At 70.9% G+C, this 22,448-nt stretch carries 22 protein-coding genes; 11 read left to right on the top strand and 11 right to left on the bottom strand.

The genetic code is table 11. The features are described 5' to 3' along the window. Nucleotides 1-555: 555 nt before the first annotated feature. Both ABZ923_RS36300 and ABZ923_RS36295 read right to left on the bottom strand, forming a co-directional pair. Nucleotides 556-2,820 (bottom strand): heavy metal translocating P-type ATPase, encoded by a 2,265-nt coding sequence (locus ABZ923_RS36300; RefSeq protein WP_361480957.1) that lies wholly within the window; start codon nucleotides 2,818-2,820, stop codon nucleotides 556-558. 86 nt (nucleotides 2,821-2,906) lie between these two features. Further along, entirely contained in the window at nucleotides 2,907-3,146 is a 240-nt protein-coding gene (locus ABZ923_RS36295) for a heavy-metal-associated domain-containing protein (protein WP_361480954.1), read from the bottom strand. Nucleotides 3,147-3,406: 260 nt separating this feature from the next. Between ABZ923_RS36295 and ABZ923_RS36290 the strand changes: the two genes are divergently transcribed. Continuing rightward, nucleotides 3,407-4,135, top strand: a complete 729-nt coding sequence (locus ABZ923_RS36290) for a chaplin (protein ID WP_361480951.1) — start codon at nucleotides 3,407-3,409, stop codon at nucleotides 4,133-4,135. Nucleotides 4,136-4,619: 484 nt separating this feature from the next. Here the strand turns inward: ABZ923_RS36290 and ABZ923_RS36285 are convergent, their stop codons facing one another. Together ABZ923_RS36285 and ABZ923_RS36280 are read right to left on the bottom strand one after the other, a co-directional pair. Then, nucleotides 4,620-4,895: a hypothetical protein gene (locus ABZ923_RS36285; RefSeq protein ID WP_361480948.1), complete on the bottom strand. Its 276-nt coding sequence runs from the start codon at nucleotides 4,893-4,895 to the stop codon at nucleotides 4,620-4,622. A 73-nt stretch (nucleotides 4,896-4,968) separates the two neighbouring features. Continuing rightward, complete coding sequence (locus ABZ923_RS36280; protein WP_361480945.1) at nucleotides 4,969-5,199, bottom strand: hypothetical protein; 231 nt, start codon at nucleotides 5,197-5,199, stop codon at nucleotides 4,969-4,971. Between the two features lie 1,108 nt (nucleotides 5,200-6,307). On the opposite strand from ABZ923_RS36280, the gene ABZ923_RS36275 reads away from it, so the two are divergent. The 3 genes from ABZ923_RS36275 (at nucleotide 6,308) to ABZ923_RS36265 (ending at nucleotide 7,810) form a co-directional block, all read left to right on the top strand. Then, complete coding sequence (locus ABZ923_RS36275; protein ID WP_361480942.1) at nucleotides 6,308-6,790, top strand: hypothetical protein; 483 nt, start codon at nucleotides 6,308-6,310, stop codon at nucleotides 6,788-6,790. Between the two features lie 217 nt (nucleotides 6,791-7,007). Next, nucleotides 7,008-7,298, top strand: a complete 291-nt coding sequence (locus ABZ923_RS36270) for a hypothetical protein (protein ID WP_361480939.1) — start codon at nucleotides 7,008-7,010, stop codon at nucleotides 7,296-7,298. 224 nt (nucleotides 7,299-7,522) lie between these two features. Next, on the top strand, nucleotides 7,523-7,810 hold the full coding sequence (locus ABZ923_RS36265; protein ID WP_361480936.1) for a hypothetical protein: 288 nt from the start codon (nucleotides 7,523-7,525) through the stop codon (nucleotides 7,808-7,810). A 137-nt stretch (nucleotides 7,811-7,947) separates the two neighbouring features. On the opposite strand, the gene ABZ923_RS36260 is transcribed toward ABZ923_RS36265, so the two are convergent. From ABZ923_RS36260 to ABZ923_RS36240, 5 genes are all read right to left on the bottom strand, one after another. Continuing rightward, nucleotides 7,948-8,292 carry a hypothetical protein gene (locus tag ABZ923_RS36260; protein WP_361480933.1) on the bottom strand — a complete coding sequence of 115 codons (345 nt, stop codon included), beginning with the start codon at nucleotides 8,290-8,292 and terminating at the stop codon, nucleotides 7,948-7,950. A 256-nt stretch (nucleotides 8,293-8,548) separates the two neighbouring features. Then, entirely contained in the window at nucleotides 8,549-8,773 is a 225-nt protein-coding gene (locus tag ABZ923_RS36255) for a hypothetical protein (protein WP_361480930.1), read from the bottom strand. 209 nt (nucleotides 8,774-8,982) lie between these two features. Next, nucleotides 8,983-9,324: a hypothetical protein gene (locus ABZ923_RS36250; protein ID WP_361480927.1), complete on the bottom strand. Its 342-nt coding sequence runs from the start codon at nucleotides 9,322-9,324 to the stop codon at nucleotides 8,983-8,985. Between the two features lie 155 nt (nucleotides 9,325-9,479). After that, complete coding sequence (locus ABZ923_RS36245) at nucleotides 9,480-9,722, bottom strand: hypothetical protein (RefSeq protein WP_361480924.1); 243 nt, start codon at nucleotides 9,720-9,722, stop codon at nucleotides 9,480-9,482. Between the two features lie 154 nt (nucleotides 9,723-9,876). After that, nucleotides 9,877-11,289 carry a condensation domain-containing protein gene (locus ABZ923_RS36240; RefSeq protein WP_361480922.1) on the bottom strand — a complete coding sequence of 471 codons (1,413 nt, stop codon included), beginning with the start codon at nucleotides 11,287-11,289 and terminating at the stop codon, nucleotides 9,877-9,879. A 295-nt stretch (nucleotides 11,290-11,584) separates the two neighbouring features. On the opposite strand from ABZ923_RS36240, the gene ABZ923_RS36235 reads away from it, so the two are divergent. Continuing rightward, nucleotides 11,585-12,628 carry a zinc-dependent alcohol dehydrogenase family protein gene (locus tag ABZ923_RS36235; protein ID WP_361480920.1) on the top strand — a complete coding sequence of 348 codons (1,044 nt, stop codon included), beginning with the start codon at nucleotides 11,585-11,587 and terminating at the stop codon, nucleotides 12,626-12,628. 42 nt (nucleotides 12,629-12,670) lie between these two features. Here the strand turns inward: ABZ923_RS36235 and ABZ923_RS36230 are convergent, their stop codons facing one another. After that, nucleotides 12,671-12,871 (bottom strand): MerR family transcriptional regulator, encoded by a 201-nt coding sequence (locus tag ABZ923_RS36230; protein ID WP_361480917.1) that lies wholly within the window; start codon nucleotides 12,869-12,871, stop codon nucleotides 12,671-12,673. Between the two features lie 309 nt (nucleotides 12,872-13,180). Between ABZ923_RS36230 and iolC the strand changes: the two genes are divergently transcribed. From iolC to mmsA, 5 genes are all read left to right on the top strand, one after another. Beyond that, entirely contained in the window at nucleotides 13,181-14,131 is a 951-nt protein-coding gene (iolC, locus tag ABZ923_RS36225) for a 5-dehydro-2-deoxygluconokinase (protein WP_361480913.1), read from the top strand. A gap of 404 nt (nucleotides 14,132-14,535) precedes the next feature. After that, nucleotides 14,536-15,420: a deoxyribose-phosphate aldolase gene (locus tag ABZ923_RS36220; RefSeq protein ID WP_361480910.1), complete on the top strand. Its 885-nt coding sequence runs from the start codon at nucleotides 14,536-14,538 to the stop codon at nucleotides 15,418-15,420. Between the two features lie 7 nt (nucleotides 15,421-15,427). Further along, on the top strand, nucleotides 15,428-16,267 hold the full coding sequence (iolB, locus tag ABZ923_RS36215) for a 5-deoxy-glucuronate isomerase (protein ID WP_361480907.1): 840 nt from the start codon (nucleotides 15,428-15,430) through the stop codon (nucleotides 16,265-16,267). Continuing rightward, the gene (iolD, locus tag ABZ923_RS36210; RefSeq protein ID WP_361480904.1) at nucleotides 16,264-18,141 is read left to right on the top strand and encodes a 3D-(3,5/4)-trihydroxycyclohexane-1,2-dione acylhydrolase (decyclizing); all 1,878 of its coding nucleotides are present in this window, start codon (nucleotides 16,264-16,266) and stop codon (nucleotides 18,139-18,141) included. Before iolB ends, iolD begins: the two co-directional genes overlap by 4 nt. 16 nt (nucleotides 18,142-18,157) lie before the next feature. After that, nucleotides 18,158-19,660 (top strand): CoA-acylating methylmalonate-semialdehyde dehydrogenase, encoded by a 1,503-nt coding sequence (mmsA, locus tag ABZ923_RS36205; RefSeq protein ID WP_361480901.1) that lies wholly within the window; start codon nucleotides 18,158-18,160, stop codon nucleotides 19,658-19,660. A 54-nt stretch (nucleotides 19,661-19,714) separates the two neighbouring features. On the opposite strand, the gene ABZ923_RS36200 is transcribed toward mmsA, so the two are convergent. Next, nucleotides 19,715-20,542 carry a hypothetical protein gene (locus ABZ923_RS36200; RefSeq protein ID WP_361480898.1) on the bottom strand — a complete coding sequence of 276 codons (828 nt, stop codon included), beginning with the start codon at nucleotides 20,540-20,542 and terminating at the stop codon, nucleotides 19,715-19,717. Nucleotides 20,543-20,974: 432 nt separating this feature from the next. On the opposite strand from ABZ923_RS36200, the gene ABZ923_RS36195 reads away from it, so the two are divergent. Further along, nucleotides 20,975-22,448: APC family permease (locus ABZ923_RS36195; RefSeq protein ID WP_361480895.1), on the top strand; the 1,474-nt coding region annotated here is incomplete at its 3' end.

The raw sequence follows: 22,448 nt of genomic DNA, 5'->3' as shown, positions 1-22,448 counted from the left end.
CTCGTCCGTCGCGCTGAGCCGACGGGGGACCTGCATCCCGCCGCCTTGCGAGATATCACCCCCACGGGCCGACGTCCAGGGCGCCTTCCCATGTCCCGGTGCGGATTCCCCCCACGGGATCCGGCCGGGCGCTCGGAGAGGACAGCGCCTGAATTCGCTGTCGTTGAGCACAACGAGCAAAACTCGCCGTACTCCAGTGATGCGGTGCGGTCTGCCGGGACAACGCACGCTGGGAGGGCCGCTCAAAGCTCCCCGGTGTACGTGCCCCGGCAACGCATCTCTGAGGAAGTCCCCCAAGACATCCCCAGATGCCAGTCAGCGCCCCCCAAGACGCTGGTCTGACATCGCCAACTTAGACCTTCGAACCCCTTCGATGGTTACGTTCGCATCACTGTGATCTGCGTCTCTTGCATATGTCCTTATAGGTGCGCAAGAGCCCCGATACGCCGATCGGGACCCAAGCGTAAGGATGATGCGCGAGCCTTGTGAAGAGCTTATGTGAGGCGCGCGCCGGACTCCAGGGGGACCGGGACATCGGTCACCGCGGGAGCCGATTCACCGGAAGGCCCGCAGCCGCAGACTGTTGGTGACGACGAACACCGAGGAGAAGGCCATGGCCGCCCCCGCGATCATCGGGTTGAGCAGCCCCGCGGCGGCCAGCGGCAGCGCCGCGACGTTGTAGCCGAAGGCCCACACCAGGTTGCCCTTGATGGTGGCCAGCGTCCGCCGGGACAGCCGGATCGCGTCCGCGGCCACCCGCAGGTCCCCCCGCACCAGCGTCAGATCGCCGGCCTCGATCGCCGCGTCCGTGCCCGTGCCCATGGCCAGGCCCAGGTCGGCGGTGGCGAGCGCGGCGGCGTCGTTCACGCCGTCGCCGACCATCGCCACCGACCGCCCCTCGCGCTGCAGCCGTCGTACGACGTCCACCTTGTCCTCGGGCAGCACCTCGGCGTACACCTGCGCCGCGTCGATGCCGACGTGCCGGGCGACGGCCTCGGCGACGGTCCGGTTGTCCCCGGTGAGCAGGACCGGCGTGAGGCCCAGCGCGCGCAGCTCGCGGACCGCGTCGGCGCTGGTCTCCTTGACCGCGTCGGCGACGGCGAGGACCCCGCGGGCCCGCCCGTCCCAGCCGGCCACGACGGCCGTACGGCCCTCCTGCTCGGCCTCGAGGGCCGCGCGCGCCACGTCCTTCGGCAGCTCGTCGTACAGGCGGCCCACGGCCACCTCACGGCCGTCCACGCGCCCGCGGACGCCTCGCCCGGGCACGTTCTCGAAGTGCTCGACGGCCGGCAGCGCGCCGGCGCGTTCCTCGGCGCCGGCGGCGATCGCGCGGGCGACGGGGTGCTCGGAGGCGTGCTCCAGGGCGCCCGCGAGCCGCAGCAGCTCCTTCTCGTCCTCACCCTCGGCGACGTAGACGGCCTGCAGGCTCATCCGGCCGGTGGTGACCGTGCCGGTCTTGTCGAGGACGACGGTGTCCACGCGGCGCGTGGACTCCAGCACCTCGGGGCCCTTGATCAGGATGCCGAGCTGGGCGCCGCGGCCGGTGCCGACCATCAGCGCGGTCGGCGTGGCGAGGCCCAGCGCGCACGGGCAGGCGATGATCAGTACGGCGACGGCGGCCGTGAACGCGGCGACCGTGTCGCCGGTGACGCCGAGCCAGACGCCGAAGGTGCCGAGCGCGATGAGGATGACGACGGGCACGAAGACGGCGGAGATCCGGTCGGCGAGCCGCTGCACCTCGGCCTTGCCGTTCTGCGCGTCCTCCACCAGCTTCGCCATCCGGGCGAGCTGGGTGTCCGCGCCGACCCGGGCGGCCTCGACGACCAGCCGGCCGCCCGCGTTCACCGTGGCGCCGGTGACCCGGTCGCCGGGGCCGACGTCCACCGGCACCGACTCGCCGGTCAGCATGGACGCGTCCACCGCGGACAGGCCCTCCACGACCGTGCCGTCGGCGGCGATCTTCTCGCCGGGCCGTACGACGAACCGGTCGCCGACGGCCAGGGACGCCACCGGGACCCGTACCTCGCGGCCGTCCCGCAGCACCGCCACGTCCTTGGCGCCCAGCTCCATCAGGGCCTTCAGGGCGGCGCCCGCCCGGCGCTTGGAGCGGGCCTCCAGGTAGCGGCCGAGCAGGATCAGCGCGACGACCCCGGCGGCCACCTCCAGGTAGATGGTGGAGGCGCCGTCCATGCGGGAGACGGTGAGGCGGAACTCGTCGTGCATGCCGGGCATGCCCGCGTCGCCGAGGAACAACGCCCACAGCGACCAGCCGAACGCGGCGAGCGTGCCGACCGAGACGAGGGTGTCCATGGTGGCGGCGCCGTGCCGCAGGTTGGTCCAGGCGGCCCGGTGGAAGGGCCATCCGCCCCAGACGACGACCGGCGCGGCGAGGGTGAGCGAGAGCCACTGCCAGCTGTCGAACTGGAACGCCGGGATCATCGCGAGCAGGACCACGGGCGCGGCGAGCAGGGCGGAGACGAGCAGGCGGTGCCGGAGAGCGCCGAGCTCGGCGTCCCGTTCGGGGGTGCCCGGCACGGTCTCGGGCGCGCTCTCGGGCGCGGGCTCCGGCGGTGGGGGCTCCTCGGCGGTGTAGCCGGTCTTCTCCACCGTGGCGATCAGGTCGGCGACCTGGATGCTCGGGGCGTAGGTGACCCTGGCCTTCTCGGTGGCGTAGTTGACGGTGGCGCTGACGCCGTCCATCCGGTTGAGCTTCTTCTCGACCCGGGCGGCGCAGGAGGCGCAGGTCATGCCGCCGATGAGCAGCTCGACCTCGGCGGTCGCGTCCGTGACGGCGGCTGTCTCTGCGGTGGTGCTGGTCATGTCCGGACTCCAGACATCGGACCGGGCCGTACGGAGCCAGTATCAGCTGGTCGGTACGGCCCGGTCGGGGAAACGGAGGGTCTTCCTCAGGCCTGGCCGGCCAGCTCGAAGCCGGCCTCGTCGACGGCGGCGCGCACGGCCTCCTCGTCCAGCGGGGCCGCGGAGACGACGGTCACCTCGCCGGTCGACGCCACGGCCTTGACCGAGCTGACGCCCGGGAGCTGGGAGATCTCGCCGGAGACGGAGCCCTCGCAGTGGCCACAGCTCATGCCGGTCACCTTGTAGACGGTGGTGACGGAGCCCGGGGTGTCGGTGTGGGCGGTCATGTCGTTACTCCTCGTCGAGGTGTTCGGGGTCGGTGTTGTTCCTGGGGATGTCCCACGCTTTCTCACACTATACCCCTAGGGGGTATCAGGCAACGCGGAATCCGCTTGTGCTGGGAGGGCGATTTCCCGCCCCGGGAGCAACTGGAGGGCCGCACGCCATAACTCCGGACGGGGCACATCCGTTTTATGGGGGTGCGGGTGAGTGCCCGCGATGATGTCAGGAAGGCAGGAAACCAATGAGACGGACTACCCGAAACGGTGTGTTCGCCGTCGCAGCCGCGTCCGGCGCGATGGTCGTGGCGTTCCCGGTGTCCGCCGCCTTCGCGGCCGACGGGGCCGGTGCCGACGCAGTGGCGGCCGGCTCCCCCGGGGTGCTCTCCGGCAACAACGTCCAGGTCCCGGTGCACGTGCCGGTGAACATCTGCGGCAACACCGCTGACGTGGTGGGACTGCTCAATCCGGCCGCGGGCAACACGTGTGTGAACGGTGGCGCGACGAAGGCCGCCGGTGGCGGGAAGAGCGGCACGGCGAAGGCCGGCGGTGCCGGGACCAGCGGCGCGGCGAAAGCCGCCGGCGGCGGATCGGCCGCGTCGGGCGGGGCGTGGGCGCACGGCAGCACCGCGGACTCACCCGGGCTGCTGTCGGGCAACGACCTCCAGCTGCCGGTCGACGTGCCGGTGAACTTCTCCGGGAACAGCGTCAACGTGGTCGGCGTGGGCAACCCGGTCTTCGGGAACCACTCGGCCAACGAATCCGGCGACCACCCGATCCAGTCCCCGCACTCGCCGGTCCGGCACTCCTCGGTCCCCAAGCCCCGGGCTGCCACGCCTTCGGCTCCCGTCCGGTCCCACCCCGCCCCGCGCCCCGTGGCGTCCTCGCTGGCCCACACCGGAGCGGACCTCACGGCCCCCGCCCTTGCGGGCAGCGCCGCGCTCATCGTCACGGGCGGAATCCTGTACCGCCGCTTCAGTGGGGGCCACGCCCGCTGAGGTGGCTCCCTGCTTCCCGGGGCGTGCCCCGGTCCGGACACGTGCTGCGGGCCCGCTGTGCCCTCTCCCGGACCCGCAGTGCGGAACAGGCGACGTGCGCCGGCCCGGTACCGGAAACAGAGGGCCGCGTGCGCTCACGCAGCCCTCACGGAGCGTCTGCTGTCCCCTTGGCTGACCGGCCACCGGGCGAGACGAGGTGCCGGACCGGGAGAGCAGGCGTGACTCCAGGCGTGCGGTGTCGTTGCAGGGGTGCGTTCCCTTCGGCCAGGGCCCCGGGATTCTTGTGGATCCCGGGGCCCTGACACGTCTCACCGCACGGATCGGCCCACGCGGCAACGCGTTGTGGTCGCCGCTGGTGTCGGCCGACCACAACGCGTCGTGCGAAAGGCACGCACAGACCACGAGGCCACGCCACACGCGATGGCATGAGACGTGGCCACGACGGAATGATCTGTGCGTGCCCGAGCCGAGGGCGGCGAGGCCCTCAGAACGCCTGGCTGTTGCAGCCCATGTCCGAACCGAGGTGGTTCTGCTGCGCGCCGGGGTTGCCTTCACCGTTCAGCAGGTTGCCCGCCAGGCCGGTGACGGCGCCAATGCTTCCGATCACCTCGATGTTCATGTCGTGCGAACGGCACTCGATGCCCTGCGTGATGTCGACGTCGTGGCCCGGCTCACCGTGCGCGAAGGCGGTGTTCGCGCCGAGGGAGCCGACGCTGCCGAGGATGGCGCTCACGAGGACTGCCTTGTGGAACTTGCCCATTGGTTCTCCGTTGGTTGAGGGAACGCGATCTGCATCAGATCGAGTCGGGTTTTCGGATGATGTCGGTCAGGCGTCAGCCGAGCCGGGGAAGTCCGAGCTGGCCGACGGGTGGCGCCGCGACCTGCCCGAGACCGACCGGGGCCAGTTCCGGGACGCTCCCCGGCGTGATGTGCGGATTGACGAGCGGGTTGATCTGCGGGTTCACCTGGGGGTTCACCTGCGGGGTGACGTGAGCCGGGGGCGCCGGAGCGAATGCCTGCGGCACCGCCACCTGCGGGGCGACCTGCGGCATGACCTGGGGCATCACCTGCGGCACCACGCGCGCCGGCTGCGGGGGAGCGGCTTGGACCGGCTGGGGGGGAGCAGCCTGCTGCGGGTACGGCGTGGTGGAGGCCTGTGCCGTTCCCTGCGATGTGGCCGAGGCTGCGGCGTAGCCGGTCTGCTGCTGTGGCGCCGGTGCCGTTTGTGTGTACTGGGGTGGCGGTGCCTGCTGGGGGGCGGGTGCGGGCTGTGCGTACTGCGGAGGGGGGGCCTGCTGTGCGTACTGGGGTGGCGGAGCCTGCTGTGCGTACTGCGGAGGGGGTGCCGGTTGTGCGTACTGGGGTGGCGGTGCCTGCTGGGGGGCCGGTGCGGGCTGTGCGTACTGCGGAGGGGGGGCCTGCTGTGCGTACTGGGGTGGCGGAGCCTGCTGTGCGTACTGGGGAGGTGGTGCCTGCTGGGGGGCGGGTGCGGGCTGTGCGTACTGCGGAGGGGGGGCCTGCTGTGCGTACTGGGGTGGCGGGGCCAGTTGAGGGGCAGGCGCCTGCTGTGCGTACTGGGGAGCTGGATACTCGGGAGCCGGCGCCGGAGCGGGACTGCCGGGTCCGCCGAGCGTGTCGGCATGGCTGACGCCGACGCCGATGGCGGACAGACCGCCGGCCGCCGCTACAACGAGCGCGGCCTTGTGAAGCTTGCGCATGAAACCCTCGGCCCTTCGATACCTGAAACAGTGCATTCAGCGCGGTCACGCGTGCGGCGTGTGTGGTACTCGCACCAAAAGGTCAGCAGCGGTAATGCTGAGTAGCACGCGGACTTCGCGTCGGAGCCGACAGCGAATGTGCTCACCCCTCTTCGGGTGAACGGCCGCTGCCCCTCTCCCCGTTGGAACGACGGCTCCTCGCTGTGGTCACGGTCCTGGACAGCCGTCACCCGATTGCCCCGCGACGAGCGGCGCGGTGCTCCCCGTGTCTTTGGGGCAAATGGGTGACCCCCCTTGGGGTTCCCGTATCTGAGTCCGCTCCCGCCTCGTTCCTCAGGAGCCGAGCGCGATGCATCGTCGCCGCGGCAGAAGGCAGCAAGAACAGTGACAACTTGCTGCCGCGTCAGCATTTCACCAGGTTCCGTGCACAGGTCAATGAAGGGCCGAGGATTCCATGCGCAAGCTTCACCAAGTCGCGCTCGTCGTCGCAGCGGCCGGTGGTCTCTCCGCCGTCGGCGCCGGCCCCAGCTCCGCCGCCCCCGCCGCCTACAACGGGGTTGTCCCGCCTCCCGTTTCCCAGCCGGACGCCCAGGCCGCCGCGGCCACCTCGTCTCAGGCGACCGCGCAGACGTACGGCTCACCGGCCCCGCGGCAGGCGGCCCCGCAGCGGGGAACGGAAATCGCCCCGCAGCTCAACCCGCAGTTGAACCCGCAGATCAGCCCGCAGGTCTCCTCGCCGGCCCCGCAGTCGCAACAGGGCGCCCCGGTGCACCAGAACAACTTGTTCCGGCCGTACCAGGAGTGCAGCCCGCAGACGTTGCTCGACGCGAACATCCCGGTCGCTCTGCTCGCGGCGTCCGAGACGCGCGGCGTCGACTGCACCCAGGCCAACAGTCAGGCGAACTCCCTCGCCAGCGCGACCGCCATGCGCCAGTAGCCTGCCGGACGGCCGCCATCCCGACTCCGGTGCGGGCCTTTCGGACCACTGATCGACGGGACTTGGCGCATCCGATTCGGCCTTCCGGGTCATTCTGTCGACTGCTCAGGAAATCGGCGCGCCGCTGTCCGTTTTGGGATACTTCGTATTAGTCTTCCGTAACTGAGACGGGTCGATCGATCACGGATCGCACTCAACCAATTCCATCGGAGATGACATGCGCAAGCTTCGCAACGTTGCCGTCCTGGTCGCCGCGCTCGGCACCATCGGACTCGTGAGCGGCACGGCCCACGCGGGCCAGGGTGGCGGCAAGGGCGGTGAGCACGGCGACAAGTTCAGCATCACGCAGAGCTCGCAGTGCAAGTCGCACGACCTGAACCTCGACCTCCTCGGCGAGGTGGGCCTGCTCAACGGCGTGCTGGGCAACGCCCTCAACGGCGAGGGCAACCCGGGGGCCCAGGCCACCGACATCGGCTCGACGATGGGCTGCAACAACAGCGCCCTCTGAGAGTTCTGTCCGGCGCGGCAGACGCAGGACGATCAATGGTCCCGGCAACCGAGCATCAGGCAGGGTGCCGGGACCATTTGCGCACACCGACAGGCCCAGCGGGCGGCGACAATGGTGGGATTTCAGAGCGCCGCCGGCTGCTCGGGGCATGACGTACCAGTCCGCAAACGCACGAAAGCCGATCATTCACAGATCGGATCAACCCTCACTTCACGGGAGATGACATGCACAAGCTTCGCATGGCTGCCGTCCTCGTCGCCGCATTCGGGAGCGTCGGGCTCCTGGGTGCCGGCGCTGCCCACGCCGACCAGGGCTGGGGCAAGGGCGGCGACACCTTCGACGTCAAGCAGCGCAGCACCTGTACATCGCACGACCTGAACCTCGACATCCTCGGGGAAGTCGGTATCGCCAACGGTCTCGGCGGCAACCTGGCGAACGGCGAGGGCAACCCGGGGGCCCAGGCCACGCACATCGGCTCGACCATGGGCTGCAACAACAGCTTCGGCGGCTAGAGCGTCATCCATTCCCGGTACCCCGGCCACGGCCGCGGTACCGGGAATTTGTTTTTGGCCGGTGGCCGGCAGGCCTGTTTCCCGGTAATGGAAATGCCGGTCCGGGAACATCCCGGACCGGCATTCGCCGACACTGCTCAGAACTCGATGTGCGGCTTCTTGAAACCCTTGGGCAGCTCCGCCCTGTTGGAGCAGTCCACCACCTGTCCGACGCTGGCGGACCCACTGTCCGTCAGTCGGTCCTCCGGGAACACCACGCGCGGCCGGTCGGCCGTCGAGCAGTCCTGCTCCTGCCTGAGCGTGTGTGTGTCGTCCTTGTCGATCCGGGTCTCGCTCTGGTGAACGCAGACGGTGCCCCCCTGTGCAGTGGTTTTGCAGTCACCCGGATTCGCGTCCGTGTACGCGTGTCCGGCGCCGACGCACACCAGGGCCAAACCGCCGACGAGCCCTGAGACGGTGGCGATTCTCTGCAGATTGAACATGTGTTGCCTTCCTTTACGACGGAGGCCCGGGCGCCTGCGCCATTGATCGGCGTGCGCCCGGGCCCGAGAAGATCCGAACAGGTCATCCCGTACCGGGGCGCACCGCGAGCCGAGCGCAGGGGCGGGATGGCGGCAGCCCGGACGCGGGCGTTGGATGGCCGCGCGTCCGGGCTGACTTGGTCATGGAGTGTCACTCGGCACACCGTCGAACGGATCGAGCGACCGTGGCACCGGTGGGATGGGCTCCGTTACGTCGTCACTCGCCCTCGTGCTCGCCGTAACCCTGCTCGTGCTCGTGCTCGGGTCCGGCGTTGCCCTGCTCCTCCGGCTGGCCCTCGTACTTGTCCTTGTCCTGCGGCTGCACGAAGTCGCCACCGACGGCCACGGCGTTCGCCGACGAGTTGGCCACGGCGGTGACCCCCGGAGCGTCGTCGCCACCGTGGGCGAAACCGACCCCGGCGCCGAGGGTGGACAGCCCCATGACCGCCGCCGCTACGATTGCAGCACGCTGAAACTTGCGCATGTTTGACCCTTTCTGACCCGGACGCGTTGCCCGGCTTGACTACTCGAAGTGAGCTTATACGCACGCTGAGTAGTTATTCAGGATCTGCACTCCACATGTCGCGAGGGTCCCTCGTCTGCCGTACCGGCGTTGTGAAGCGTCGGCCGGACGACCTCGGCCTGCGGGGGTCAACCCCACAGGCCGGGCGACTCCGGCCGGTTGTCGGTCTTTTCGGGCACTCCCCTTGTCGTGGGGGAGCAGGTCACCTCGGGGCCGAGTCGCACCTGGCCGTTGCCCAGGGCGGCGGGCAGGGTCAGTGGCTCCACCTTCTGACAGTTCTCCTGGTGGGGGATGACGCCGTCTTCGGGGATCTCGCCCGTGATCCGCTGCGTGCAGGTGAGGCCGCCCATGAGGTCCCTGGTGCAGAACCCAGGGCCGCTTGCGGCGTATGCGTGGGCGGCGCCGACGCAGGTCAGGACGAGGCTGCCGAGCAGCCCCGAGACGGCCACGATCTTCTTCGTGTCGAACATGTGATGCGATTTCCCTCTGTAAGGGTGCCCGGACGCCGGCCGCGCCGGGGCTCTGTCTTCGACGCTCGGATGGCGGCCGGGGAACGGGGACCCTGTGGGGGGTGGCTCACCTCGCAGGGTTCCGCCGAGCGCCGCGCGCGGTGGTGCCGCCAAGCTCAGCCGGTGAAGGCGTTGTTGTACTGGCCGCAGGTGGTGTCCATGGTGTCGGCGAGACCGAGGACGGCGACCGGGATGTCGTTCTCGGACACCGTCTGCGGGCTGCACTCCTGGTAGGGGCGGTAGAGGTCGTTGACCTGCGGCCCTCCGTCGGAGGTGTCGGCGATGGCGGTGCCGGCGCCGATGGCCGACAGGCCGCCGGCCGCCACTGCTGCGATCACGACCTGCTGAAACTTGCGCATGGAACCCTCGGTTCTTTGCTTGTCCGTTGAGGCTGGGTTGCCGATTGTTACCGCGCAGATACTAGCAGTGACGACGAGGTCGTTCCGTGCCGGACGTCCGTGTCATGAGGTGATGCGTGAGCGGGCAACTCGGCGAGAACGCGCGACGGTTGGGTCAGGAGAACGCCGGCTCCGCGACCCGGAGGTCGTCGCGCGCCGATACGGAGGTGATCAGGTCACGCAGCCCTTCGACATAGCGCCGTACGTTCGTGCGGGCGACGCCGGTGTCCGGGTAACGGCAGGCGAGCCACAGTCCTTCGTGCAGCCGGTTGACCCATACGCACACCTGGTCGCCGTGTGACACCCGGATCAGTCCGTACGCCTTCTTCTCGGTCCAGTGGGCCGAGCCGGGGATGGGGCGGGTGTCCACGTACGAGACGATCGAGTACATGTCGGGTGACCTCGGGCGGAAGTCGGCGCCGAGCAGGCGCAGTACACGGGCCAGCGGGATGCGCGCCAGTGAGCGGTTCGCCCGCAGCTCGGCCCGGACGGCGGTGAGCGCGTCGTCGAAGTCCCGGGTCGCGGGCACCTCGATCGGCGCGCCACCGACGTACCAGCCCACGGAGTCCGACCACGCGGTCTTGAGGCGGGTGTGGAACGGGACGACCGTGCGGTAGTAGGGGTGCCCACCGAGTTCGTGGACGATCACGGCGGTCGCGGCGAGGAGGCCCACCAGGCTGCCGCCGTGTGGCCGGCAACGCTCCTCGAAGGCGGCGGCTGCGTCCGCGTCGAGGAGCGGCTCACGCATCAGCTTCTGGGTGGGCAGTGCGCTGCCGGGCTGCAGGCCGAGGTCGACGGGGAACTCCGGGAGCCTCCCGTCGCACCTGCCGATGAACTCCCGCCAGCGCGCGACGATCGCGTGCGTGTCGTCGATCCCGTCCGCGTTCGCCCGCTCCTGTTCGCAGAAGTCCACGTAACTCCGCACCCCTGTAGGGCTGATGGGTCGGCCCGTGACGCCCGCGGTGTACAGTTCGTCGATCTCTTCCGGGATCCGGTGGAGGGAGTAGGCGTCGACGTTGGTGTGGTCGAACACCGCGTAGATGCTGGTGGAGTCGTCGCGGACAACGGCCGCGTAGATGAGGTTCGGCCAGCCGAGCGCGTCCGCCGCCACATCGAACCGTGCCTGGAGGTACCGGACCAGCGCCTCGGCGTCGGTGAAGTCGCCGATCACCTCACGGTGCAGCGACACGTCGTGTTCGGCGAGCGTGAACCGGTGCAACTCGTCGCCGGCCCACCGGAAGCCGCTGCGCAGTGTCTCGTGCCGCACCGTCCAGCTGCGCAACGCACGTTCCAGTGCGTCGAGGTCGGCCCGACCCGGCAGGTCGAACGCCGTGCCCAGCCATGTCGGTACGAACAATCCGTCTGCGCGTACCGATCGTGCGGTTCTGACGTGTGACTCCTGGATGTACGCCGGCGGCCGCGGGTCTGCCGGCAGTGCTGACGCCGCCGTGATGGTCGCCGGGCTGAACGTCCACTCGACGAGCCGCCCGGGCCGGACCTCGCAGCGCTGAATGTCAGAAATTCGCACAGTGGCGTCTCCTTCGCACGAGACACCAGCTTGATCAACGGAGAGCCGTGTGCGAGCGGTGGTCGCTGTGTCGTCGGCTTTTCATCGGGATGTGTGACGTCTCGAACGGCGAAGCGAACCGCCACCCGGCGGCAATCAGGCGGCGTGCGAACGGTGTTGACCGTTGAAAGCATCGTACGACCGCGACATTCGTCGTCATCCCCGCGGCCTCCAGCGGCTGCGAACCGCCGCCTCGGGTCGGCAGGATCCGGAAGAGAGGCCCTAGCCTTCGCGCAGGGTCCCGGAAGGAGCAGGCATGCGCGCGGTGGTGTTCGAGGAGTACGGAAAGCCGGCCGGGATACGGGACGTACCCGACCCGGAGCCCGCGGAGCACGGCGTGGTCGTCCGCGTGGAGGCCACCGGCCTCTGCCGCAGCGACTGGCACGGCTGGATGGGACACGACCCGGACATCACGCTGCCGCACGTGCCGGGGCACGAGCTCGCCGGGGTGGTGGAGGCGGTGGGTCCGCGGGTGACCGGCTGGAGGCCCGGCGACCGGGTCACCGTGCCGTTCGTGTGCGCCTGCGGCACCTGCCCGTCCTGCGTGGCGGGCGACCAGCAGGTGTGCGAGCGGCAGACCCAGCCCGGCTTCCACCACTGGGGCTCCTTCGCCGAGTACGTCGCGCTCGACCACGCCGACGTCAATCTCGTCGCCCTGCCCGACGACATGGCGTACGGCACCGCCGCCGCGCTCGGCTGCCGCTTCGCGACCGCGTTCCGTGCCGTGGTGCAGCAGGGCCGGGTGGCGGCCGGGGAGTGGGTCGCGGTGCACGGCTGCGGCGGGGTCGGCCTGTCGGCGGTGATGATCGCGGCGGCCTCGGGGGCCCGGGTGGTCGCGGTCGACGTCTCGTCCGGGGCCCTGGACCTGGCGCGGGAGTTCGGCGCCGCCGCGTGCCTGGACACGTCCGGCGTGACCGACCCGGCCGCCGCCGTCCGCGAGCTGACCGGTGGCGGGGCGCACCTCTCCCTCGACGCCCTCGGCTCGCCCGCCACCTGCGCGGCCTCCGTGAACGGCCTGCGCCGCCGCGGCCGGCACGTCCAGGTCGGCCTGCTGCCCTCGGCCGACGGCACCACCCCGGTACCGCTGGCCCGCGCGGTCGCCCTGGAGCTGGAGCTCCTCGGCAGCCACGGCATGGCCGCGCACACCTACCCCGGCATGCTCCGGCTGGTGCGCTCCGGCGTCCTGCGCCCGGACCTCCTGGTGACCCGGACAATCACGCTCGACGCGGCCCCGGCGGCTCTCGCCGCGATGGGTACGGCGCCGGGCGCGGGCGTCACGGTCATCGAACCCCGGAGCTGACGGCCTGCCCCCCCGGTCGGCCGTCGGCTCCGGCGGCCGGGGTCAGTCGTCCCTGCGGCCGCGGTTGCGGGGGCGGGAGGCGACCCAGGCGCGGACCGTGTCGGCGTACCAGTAGGGCTTGCCCCCCTCGACGTGGTCGGGCGGGGGCAGCAGCCCGTGCTTGCGGTAGGACCGTACGGTGTCCGGCTGCACCCGGATGTGCGCCGCGATCTCCTTGTACGACCAGAGCCTGCGGTCGGTCATGCGTTGCACCTCCCCGCGCGCGCCACGGCGGCGACCGGGAAGGGCCGCCGGGGGGACCGGGCGCTGCGCTGGCGATCACCAAGCCTGTGCCCCGTTGAACGACGCAGAGTGACCGCGGGTGAACGGCTGTTGACCATGTGTGACGTGGGGCGCGCGTAGGTGCGACATGTGTGACAGGAAGGGGGTATTTGTGACGCGATGACTACAGAGTGGGCGGTGCGATGCTGGTCCGAATGTCCGGACAAAATATTGACAGCGCTCGGCATGCGGGACTAGAAAGCCGGGGAGAGCCGTGACGAAGGGAAGCCGATGGCCTACGACCTGATCACCATGGGGCGGATCGGAGTGGACCTCTACCCGCTGCAGACCGGTGTCCCGCTCGCCCAGGTGTCGTCCTTCGGCAAGTTCCTCGGCGGGTCGGCGACGAACGCGGCGGTCGCCGCGGCCCGGCTCGGCCGGCACACCGCCGTGATCACCCGCACCGGCGACGACCCGTTCGGCACCTACCTGCACGAGGCGCTGCGCGGCTTCGGCGTCGACGACCGCTGGGTCACCGCCGTCCCCGGCCTGCCCACCCCGGTCACCTTCTGCGAGGTCTTCCCGCCGGACGACTTCCCGCTCTACTTCTACCGGCTGCCCAAGGCCCCCGACCTGGAGATCGACGCGCACGAGCTGGACCTCGACGCCATCCGCGAGGCCCGGATCTTCTGGGTCACCGGCACCGGCCTGAGCGAGGAGCCCAGCCGCACGGCGACCCTGGCGGCCCTCGCCCACCGGGCCAGGACCGGCACGACCGTCTTCGACCTCGACTGGCGCCCCATGTTCTGGTCGGACCCCGGCAGCGCACGCCCCTTCTACGCCGAGGCCCTGCGCCACACCACCGTCGCCGTCGGCAACCTGGACGAGGTCGAGGTCGCCACCGGCGTGCGCGAACCGCATGCCGCCGCCCGCGCGCTGCTGGACGCCGGGGTCGAACTGGCCGTCGTCAAGCAGGGACCCAAGGGCGTCCTCGCCGTCAACCGGGAGGGCGAGTCCGCCGAGGTCCCGCCGCTGCCCGTCACCGTCCTCAACGGACTGGGCGCCGGCGACGCCTTCGGCGGCTCCCTCTGCCACGGCCTGCTGGCCGGCTGGGACCTGGAGACGATCATGCGGCACGCCAACGCGGCCGGCGCCATCGTCGCCTCCCGCCTGGAGTGCTCCTCCGCGATGCCGACCCCGGACGAGGTCGCCGCCGCGCTCGACGCCGGAGCGGTGCTGTGAGGGCCGGCCGGGTCACGGGCACCCGCCCCGAGGGCGACTCCGGCACCGCCCCCATCCCGGCCGGAGGCCCCGGCTCCGGGGAGGCCGGCGCCGCGGCTTCCGGCCCGGGTGTCGTGGCGGGGCTGCCTGGGGAAGGCGGCGTCACCGCTGTCCGCGAGGACGCTGCGGCCTCCGGTCGGGATGCTCAGGCGGACGTGTCCGGGGAGGCTGGCGCGACGGGTGCTGCGGCCTCGGGACCGGGCGTCGTGGCGGGGCCACCCCGGGGAGGCGGCGCGACCGCTGCCCGTGAGGACGCTGCGTCCTCCGGCCCGGGCGTCGTGGCGGGGCTGCCCGGGGAAGGCGGCCACACCGCTGTCCGCGAGGGTGCCGGGGTCGCCCCCCGTCGAAGCGCCGCAGGCACCCGCGTGGATGTCGGGGAACTCGTTCGTATCCGTACCCGTCACCCCGAGGCGATCGCCGAGGCCGCCGCTCGCCGGGCCCGGCGGCCCCTGCTGAACGAGAGCGGCCGGCTGATGATCGTCGCCGCCGACCACCCGGCCCGTGGCGCGCTCGGCGTCGGCGACCGCAAGCTCGCCATGGCCAACCGTGCCGACCTGCTCGAACGCCTCTGCCTCGCGCTGTCCCGGCCCGGCGTCGACGGCGTCCTCGCCACCGCGGACATCCTGGACGACCTGCTCCTGCTCGGCGCCCTGGACCACAAGGTCGTCATGGGTTCCATGAACCGCGGCGGACTGCAGGGCGCCAGCTTCGAGCTGGACGACCGGTTCACCGGCCACCGCCCCGAGGACATCGAGCGCCTCGGCTTCGACGCGGGCAAGCTGCTGCTGCGCGTCGACTACGCCGACCCGGGCTCCCTGACCACCCTGGAGTCCACCGCCCGCGCCATCGACGCCATGGCCGCGCGCCGGCTGCCGGTGTTCGTGGAGCCGTTCATCAGCCGCCGCACCCCCGAGGGGAAACTGGCGAACGACCTGTCCGCCGAGGCGGTCACCCGGTCCATCGCCATCGCCTCCGGCCTCGGCGGCTCCTCCGCCTACACCTGGCTGAAGGTGCCCGTCACCGAGAACCCCGACGACATGGCCCGGGTCATGGAGACCTCCACGCTGCCCGCCGTGCTGCTCGGCGGGGACATCGGCGACTCGCCCGAGGACCAGGTCGCCGCCTACGAGAAGTGGCGCGGCGCGCTCCGACTCCCCACCGTGCGCGGCCTGGTGGTCGGCCGCTCGCTGCTGTACCCGGCGGACGGCGATGTGGCCGCCGCCGTGGACACCGCCGTAGGACTGCTGTGAGGGCCGCATGACCAGCACCGATCTGCATCTGCCCAGGGGCGCCACCGCGAACGCCCGGTACGCCGTCGACATCGGCCCCGAGGCGGCCGGCTGGACCCACAGCAGCCTGCGGGTCGTGGAGTTGGCGCCGGGTGGCAGCCATACGTTCACCACCGGCGACAGTGAGTGGATCGTGCTTCCGCTGGAAGGCGGATGTACCGTACAAATTGAAACTGCGTCAGCCGAGCAGGACGAGTTCCAACTCCTGGGCCGGGAAAGCGTGTTCAGCGGAGTCTCCGACTTCGCGTACGCGCCCCGGGACGCCCGGGTCCTGATCGCCTCCGGCGCGGGAGGCCGCTTCGCCCTGGCAGGAGCGAAGTGCGAGCGACGACTCCCCGCCCGCTACGGCCCCGCGCCGGAGGTCCCCGTCGAGGAGCGCGGCAGCGGCACCTGCGCCCGCAGGGTGCGCAACTTCGCCTCCGCCGACTCCTTCGACTGCGACCGGCTGATCGCCGTGGAGGTGATCACCCCCGGCGGCAACTGGTCCTCGTACCCGCCGCACAAGCACGACGAGCACCGGCCGGGCGAGGAGTCCGAGCTGGAGGAGATCTACTACTTCGAGATCGACGGCCCGAACGGTCTCGGGTACCAGCGCGTGTTTCCTTCGCGCGAAGGCGGCTCGGACGTCCTCGCCGAGGTCCGCTCCGGTGACGCCGTCCTCGTCCCCGACGGCTGGCACGGCCCGTCCATCGCCCAGCCCGGACACGACATGTACTACCTGAACGTCATGGCGGGCCCCGGCCGGACCCGCGAGTGGCGGATCTGCTTCCACCCCGACCACACCGAGACCACAGGGGGCTACCGATGACGATCCGGCTGACCGTCGCCCAGGCACTGGTCCGCTTCCTCGCCGCCCAGTACACCGAACGCGACGGCGAGCGGCAGCGGCTGATCGGCGCCACCTGGGGCATCTTCGGGCACGGCAACGTCGCCGGCCTCGGCCAGGCGCTGGTCGAGTACGCCGACGTCATGCCGTACCACCAGGGCCGCAACGAGCAGTCCATGGTGCACGCGGCGGTCGGCTACGCCCGCCAGTCGAACCGGCTGTCCACGCACGCGGTGACGACGTCGATCGGCCCCGGCGCGACCAACCTCGTCACCGGCGCCGCCCTCGCGACCATCAACCACCTCCCGGTGCTGCTCCTGCCCGGCGACGTCTTCGCCACCCGCCCCGCCGACCCGGTCCTGCAGCAGCTGGAGGTGCCGTACGCGGGCGATGTGTCGGTCAACGACACCCTGCGCCCGGTGTCCAGGTACTTCGACCGCATCACCCGCCCGGAGGCCCTGATCCCGGGCGCGCTCCAGGCCGTGCGGGTCCTCACCGACCCGGTGGAGACCGGCGCGGTCACCCTCGCCCTGCCGCAGGACGTGCAGGCGGAGGCGTACGACTGGCCGGAGGAGTTCTTCGCGACGCGCGTGTGGACCGTACGGCGGCCGGGCGCGGACCCGGCCGAGCTGGCCGAGGCCGTCCGGGCGGTCCGGGAGGCGCGCAGGCCCCTCGTCGTCGCCGGCGGCGGGGTCCACCACAGCCGCGCCGAGGAGGCCCTCGCGGAGTTCGCCGCAGCGACCGGGATCCCGGTCGCCTCCACCCAGGCCGGCAAGGGCTCGCTCCGGTACGACCACCCGCAGGACGTCGGCGGGATCGGCCACACCGGCACCGCGACCGCCGACGAGCTGGCCCGCACCGCGGACCTGGTGATCGGCGTCGGCACCCGCTACACCGACTTCACCACCGCCTCCGGCACCCTCTTCGAGAACCCGGACGTCCGCTTCCTCAACCTCAACATCGCGCCCTTCGACGGCCACAAGCTGGCCGGACTCCCGCTGGTCGCCGACGCCCGCAGCGGGCTGGAGGAGCTGACCGAGCGGCTGCAGATGCACGGCCACCGGGTCGCCGGTTCCTACGTCACCGAGTACACCGAGGACAAGGAGCGCTGGGAGCAGCGCGTCGACGCCTGCTTCGAGTCCGGCGAGATCGACGCCCGGCCGACCCAGCCGCAGGTCATCGGCGCCCTGGACGCGCTGGTGGACGAGTCGGACATCATCGTCAACGCGGCCGGCTCGCTCCCCGGCGACCTGCACAAGCTGTGGCGGGCGCGGTCGGCGGACCAGTACCACCTGGAGTACGGCTACTCCTGCATGGGCTACGAGATCCCCGCCGCCCTCGGCGTGAAGCTCGCCGCGCCCGAGCGGAACGTGTGGGCGCTGGTCGGCGACGGCACGTACCTGATGATGCCGACGGAGATCGTGACCGCCGTCCAGGAGGGCGTAGCGATCAAGATCCTGCTGGTGCAGAACCACGGGTACGCCTCGATCGGCGGGCTGTCGGAGTCGGTGGGCGGCGAGCGGTTCGGCACCGCCTACCGCTTCACCTCGGACGACGGCACCTTCACCGGCGCCCCGCTGCCGGTCGACCTCGCCGCCAACGCGGCCAGCCTCGGCATGCGGGTGCTGCGCGCCAGGACCGTACGGGACCTGCGCGCGGCGCTCGCCGACGCGCGGGCCGCCGACACTCCCACATGTGTCTACGTGGAGACCGAAACGTCCGACACTGTGTCGGGCGCGCCTCCGGCGCAGGCCTGGTGGGATGTTCCTGTGGCCGAGACCGCGACCCGATCGTCCGCGGTCAAGGCACGAGAGCTGTACGAACGGCACGTCTCGACCCGACGCCGCCATCTGTAAGAAGGAGTCACTGGGCATGACGAAGATCGTCAACCACTGGATCGGCGGGAAGACCGTCGAAGGCGCGTCGGGTACGTACGGGCCGGTCACCGACCCGGCGACCGGCGCGGTCACCACGAAGGTCGCGTTCGCGTCGGTCGAGGAGGTGGACGCGGCCGTCGCGGCGGCCAAGGACGCCTACCTGACCTGGGGCCGGTCCTCGCTGGCGCAGCGCACGTCCATCCTGTTCAGGTTCCGGGCGCTGCTCGACGCGCACCGCGACGAGATCGCCGAGCTGATCACCGCCGAGCACGGCAAGGTGCACTCGGACGCGCTCGGCGAGGTCGCGCGCGGCCTGGAGATCGTGGACCTGGCCTGCGGGATCAACGTCCAGCTGAAGGGCGAGCTGTCCACGGAGGTCGCGAGCCGCGTGGACGTCTCCTCCATCCGCCAGCCGCTCGGCGTGGTCGCCGGCATCACGCCGTTCAACTTCCCGGCGATGGTCCCGATGTGGATGTTCCCGATCGCCATCGCCTGCGGCAACACCTTCGTGCTGAAGCCGAGCGAGAAGGACCCGTCGGCCTCGGTCCGCCTCGCCGAGCTGCTCGCCGAGGCCGGCCTGCCCGACGGTGTCTTCAACGTCGTGCACGGCGACAAGGTGGCCGTCGACCGCCTGCTGGAGCACCCGGACGTCAAGGCCGTCTCCTTCGTCGGCTCGACCCCGATCGCCCGCTACATCCACACCACCGCCTCCGCCCACGGCAAGCGCGTGCAGGCCCTCGGCGGTGCCAAGAACCACATGCTGGTGCTGCCGGACGCCGACCTGGACGCGGCGGCCGACGCGGCGGTGAGCGCGGCCTACGGCTCCGCGGGCGAGCGCTGCATGGCCATCTCGGCGGTCGTGGCGGTGGGCGCCATCGGCGACACGCTGGTGGAGAAGATCCGCGAGCGCGCCGAGAAGATCAAGATCGGCCCGGGCAACGACCCGGCGTCGGAGATGGGCCCGCTGATCACCAGGGCGCACCGCGACAAGGTGGCCTCCTATGTGGAGGGCGCTGCCGCCGAGGGCGCCGAGGTGGTGCTCGACGGCACCGGCTACACCGTCGAGGGCTTCGAGGACGGGCACTGGATCGGCATCTCGCTGCTGGACCGGGTGCCGACCAGCGCGAAGGCGTACCAGGACGAGATCTTCGGCCCGGTGCTGTGCGTGCTGCGCGCCGACACCTACGAGGAGGGCGTGGCGCTCATCAACGCCTCGCCGTTCGGCAACGGCACCGCGATCTTCACCCGGGACGGCGGCGCGGCCCGCCGCTTCCAGCTGGAGATCGAGGCCGGCATGGTCGGCGTGAACGTGCCGATCCCGGTGCCGGTGGGCTACCACTCCTTCGGCGGCTGGAAGGACTCGCTCTTCGGCGACCACCACATCTACGGCAACGACGGCACGCACTTCTACACCCGCGGCAAGGTCGTCACCACGCGCTGGCCCGACCCGGCCGACGCCCCGGCGGGCGTGGACCTGGGCTTCCCGCGCAACCACTGAGCCGGACAGCACGGTGCCCCGCCCTCCGCGCGAGAGGGCGGGGCACCGGCGCGTTCAGCCCTGCTGCTGTTGCTTCTTGATCACTTCGGTGAGGTCGGCGGTCCGCGCGGCCGGCGGGGCCTTGACGGAGGCCGTCTTGCCGAACTTGTCGAAGTCCATGCTGACGGTCATGACGCCGAACTTCTCCTTCAGCCGCACCGGCAGGTCGCCGGGGCCGACCCACACGTCCATGACGATGGACTTGGTGCCGGTCGCCGCTCCCATGGGGCTGCCCTCGCCGTAGACGTCCTTCCACTTGCCCATGTGCGCGCTGTCGATCACACCGCGGTAGTGCGTGGTGCGCCGCCCGTTCACGGTCTGCGTGCCGAGGTCCTTGACGTTCTTGGCGTACTTCAGGCCCTTCATGGAGGCGGAGGGGCTGGCGCTGTCGCCGCTCAGGGCCTGGGCGCCCTTCTCCCCGAAGATCGCCGAACCGTCGACCTTGATCCAGTCCTTGCCCTGGTACGGGCCCGAGGGGAAGCGGTCGACGTCGTAGTAGTAGACACCGTCGACGAACAGCACGTGCGTCGTGGGGGAGTGGTTCACCGCCTGCATGTTCGCGGCCTTGGTGTCCATCTGCACGTCGAAGGCGTATCCGTCGCCCCAGGAGTACGTGCCGTTCATGGCGATCGGGCCGCTGGTGCCGGTGTCGGTCGTCATCCGCACCTCGGCCGAGCCGAGCGCCTCCGTCCGGTCCGTGGCCCGGGCCAGCGCCGCCATCGCCTTGTCGGCGTTGTCGAGCGCCTTGACGGCCGTCTTCGCGCCCTCCGTGCCGCAGCCGGAGGCCGCGACCAGCGCCGCCGTCGTGAACGCCGCCCAGGCGCCGGTGTGCCGCATCCTCATGTCCCACCCCAAAGCTGTCCGTCTGCTGTGCGGGGCGCACTCTATCGGCCACCACTGACATGGACGCGACCGGATTACCCGTCCGGATACCGGACGGCTGACATTTTTTTGACGCGGCGACTGCGGTTCTCGTTTTGCCCGGACGAAACGGGTGGCGAAGGAGTAGTTGGCAGATTGCCTTGGAAAGCAAGGTCACATTCGGCTACGGCTTGATGGATGTACCTACAGGGCGTCACGGCCTGGGAAAGTGATGCGCCGTAACGGTTTCCAGAAGTGCGGATTCCGAAGGTAAACGGCCATTGACGCAGCGGTTTTCGTCGGGGTTCGCTATGCACCGCCGGGAGCGGACGAGACGAACGTACGACGATCCGCCGGAGGCGATAGCGCTCCCGAGCCCCACCCTCAGTCGCACGAGTCGATCGGAACCGCCGTATGACCGACACGCTCCAGAAGTCCGTGGCAGACACCGCTCCAGCCCCCACGCCGGGGCTGAAGCGCTCCATCGGTGTCGTGGGCGGCACCCTGCTGACGCTGTCCTGCGTCACCCCCGCCTCCACGCTCTTCGTGGTCGTCCCCGATCTGTTCGGCTCCCTCGGCACCGCCACCGCCCTGACGATCGCCATCGGCTCCCTCCTCTGTATCGCCGTGGCGTTCTGCTACTCCGAGCTGGGCACCCTCATCCCCAGCGCGGGCGGCGAGTACGCCATGGTCTCCACGATGGCCGGACGGCTCGCGGGCTGGCTGGTCTTCGTGCTCTCCCTGCTGGTCGTGATGATCGTGCCCCCGGTGATCGCGATGGGCACGGCGGACTACCTCGCCCCCCTCGTCCACCTCGACCCGTCCCTGACCGGCGCCGGCGTGATGCTGCTGGCCACCCTCGCCGGCCTGCTCGACCTGCGCGCCAACGCCTGGATCACCGGCATCTTCCTGGTCCTGGAGGTCATCGCCGCCGGGGTCGTCGCCCTGCTGGGCTTCTCGCACAGCCACCGCGGGATGGGCAGCCTGGTCTCGATGCAGGTGGCCGGCGCGCACGGCCACACCGACACCGTGACGGCCATGCTGGTGGTCTCCGGACTCGCCATCGCCCTCTTCGTCACCCAGGGCTTCTCCACCGCCGTCTACCTCTCCGAGGAACTGGAGAACCCGCGCCGCAACGTCGCCCGCACGGTCCTCGCCACCCTCGCCATCTCCACCGTGGTCATCCTGGTGCCGGTCGCCGCGATCACCATGGGCGCCTCCGACCTGAAGGAACTGACCGGCGGGGACATCAGCTCCATGGTGACGGCCTGGTCCGACTCCGCGGTCGGCACCTTCGTCAGCCTCTGCGTGGCCCTCGCGATCATCAACGCGGGCATCGTCATGGTCATCCAGAACTCCCGCGTCCTGTTCGCCTCCGCCCGCGACAAGGCCTGGCCCGGCCCGGTCAACACCGTCTTCGCCAAGCTCGGCCGCTTCGGCTCCCCCTGGGTCGCCACCCTCGCGGTCGGCGTCCCCGGCGCGGTCCTCTGCTTCGTCAACCTGGACACCCTGTACGGCGTCACCGGCGTCTCGGTGACCGGCATGTACCTGCTGGTCGCGATCGCCGCCCTGCTCGCCCGCCGCGGCTCCCACCGGCACACCTCCGCCTGGCGCATGCCGCTGTGGCCCGCCGTGCCGGTCCTGCTGATCGCCGTCCTGGCCTACATCCTGACCCAGCAGGAGACCACCTACCTCCTGTGGACCGGCGGCATCACCGCGGCGGCGACCCTGTACTGGGCCCTGTACCTGCGCCCGCGCAGGGACACCCACTGGCTGGTGTCGATCCCGGAGGACGCGCAGGTTCCGCAGGGCACCGTGCACATCCCGGCCCAGGCCGGCCCGGCGCCCGCCCCGGTCGCCCCGGAGATCACCACCACCGTGCGCGACC

The sequence above is a fragment of the Streptomyces sp. NPDC046881 genome (assembly GCF_040645015.1).
GTDB lineage: Bacteria > Actinomycetota > Actinomycetes > Streptomycetales > Streptomycetaceae > Streptomyces.
The sequence above is the reverse complement of the archived record's forward strand: the minus strand, read 5'-3'. Positions and strand labels throughout refer to the sequence as shown.

What these genes read in the sequence shown, in the direction of transcription:
- iolB (WP_361480907.1), top strand. Translation starts at nt 15,428, where the DNA reads ATGACCAGCACCGATCTGCATCTGCCCAGGGGCGCCACCGCGAACGCC.
- ABZ923_RS36235 (WP_361480920.1), top strand. Translation starts at nt 11,585, where the DNA reads ATGCGCGCGGTGGTGTTCGAGGAGTACGGAAAGCCGGCCGGGATACGG.
- mmsA (WP_361480901.1), top strand. Translation starts at nt 18,158, where the DNA reads ATGACGAAGATCGTCAACCACTGGATCGGCGGGAAGACCGTCGAAGGC.
- ABZ923_RS36285 (WP_361480948.1), bottom strand. Translation starts at nt 4,895, where the DNA reads ATGGGCAAGTTCCACAAGGCAGTCCTCGTGAGCGCCATCCTCGGCAGC.
- ABZ923_RS36245 (WP_361480924.1), bottom strand. Translation starts at nt 9,722, where the DNA reads ATGCGCAAGTTTCAGCAGGTCGTGATCGCAGCAGTGGCGGCCGGCGGC.
- ABZ923_RS36200 (WP_361480898.1), bottom strand. Translation starts at nt 20,542, where the DNA reads ATGAGGATGCGGCACACCGGCGCCTGGGCGGCGTTCACGACGGCGGCG.
- ABZ923_RS36265 (WP_361480936.1), top strand. Translation starts at nt 7,523, where the DNA reads ATGCACAAGCTTCGCATGGCTGCCGTCCTCGTCGCCGCATTCGGGAGC.
- iolC (WP_361480913.1), top strand. Translation starts at nt 13,181, where the DNA reads ATGGCCTACGACCTGATCACCATGGGGCGGATCGGAGTGGACCTCTAC.
- iolD (WP_361480904.1), top strand. Translation starts at nt 16,264, where the DNA reads ATGACGATCCGGCTGACCGTCGCCCAGGCACTGGTCCGCTTCCTCGCC.
- ABZ923_RS36280 (WP_361480945.1), bottom strand. Translation starts at nt 5,199, where the DNA reads ATGCCCCAGGTCATGCCGCAGGTCGCCCCGCAGGTGGCGGTGCCGCAG.
- ABZ923_RS36260 (WP_361480933.1), bottom strand. Translation starts at nt 8,292, where the DNA reads ATGTTCAATCTGCAGAGAATCGCCACCGTCTCAGGGCTCGTCGGCGGT.
- ABZ923_RS36275 (WP_361480942.1), top strand. Translation starts at nt 6,308, where the DNA reads ATGCGCAAGCTTCACCAAGTCGCGCTCGTCGTCGCAGCGGCCGGTGGT.
- ABZ923_RS36255 (WP_361480930.1), bottom strand. Translation starts at nt 8,773, where the DNA reads ATGGGGCTGTCCACCCTCGGCGCCGGGGTCGGTTTCGCCCACGGTGGC.
- ABZ923_RS36250 (WP_361480927.1), bottom strand. Translation starts at nt 9,324, where the DNA reads ATGTTCGACACGAAGAAGATCGTGGCCGTCTCGGGGCTGCTCGGCAGC.
- ABZ923_RS36300 (WP_361480957.1), bottom strand. Translation starts at nt 2,820, where the DNA reads ATGACCAGCACCACCGCAGAGACAGCCGCCGTCACGGACGCGACCGCC.
- ABZ923_RS36230 (WP_361480917.1), bottom strand. Translation starts at nt 12,871, where the DNA reads ATGACCGACCGCAGGCTCTGGTCGTACAAGGAGATCGCGGCGCACATC.
- ABZ923_RS36295 (WP_361480954.1), bottom strand. Translation starts at nt 3,146, where the DNA reads ATGACCGCCCACACCGACACCCCGGGCTCCGTCACCACCGTCTACAAG.
- ABZ923_RS36270 (WP_361480939.1), top strand. Translation starts at nt 7,008, where the DNA reads ATGCGCAAGCTTCGCAACGTTGCCGTCCTGGTCGCCGCGCTCGGCACC.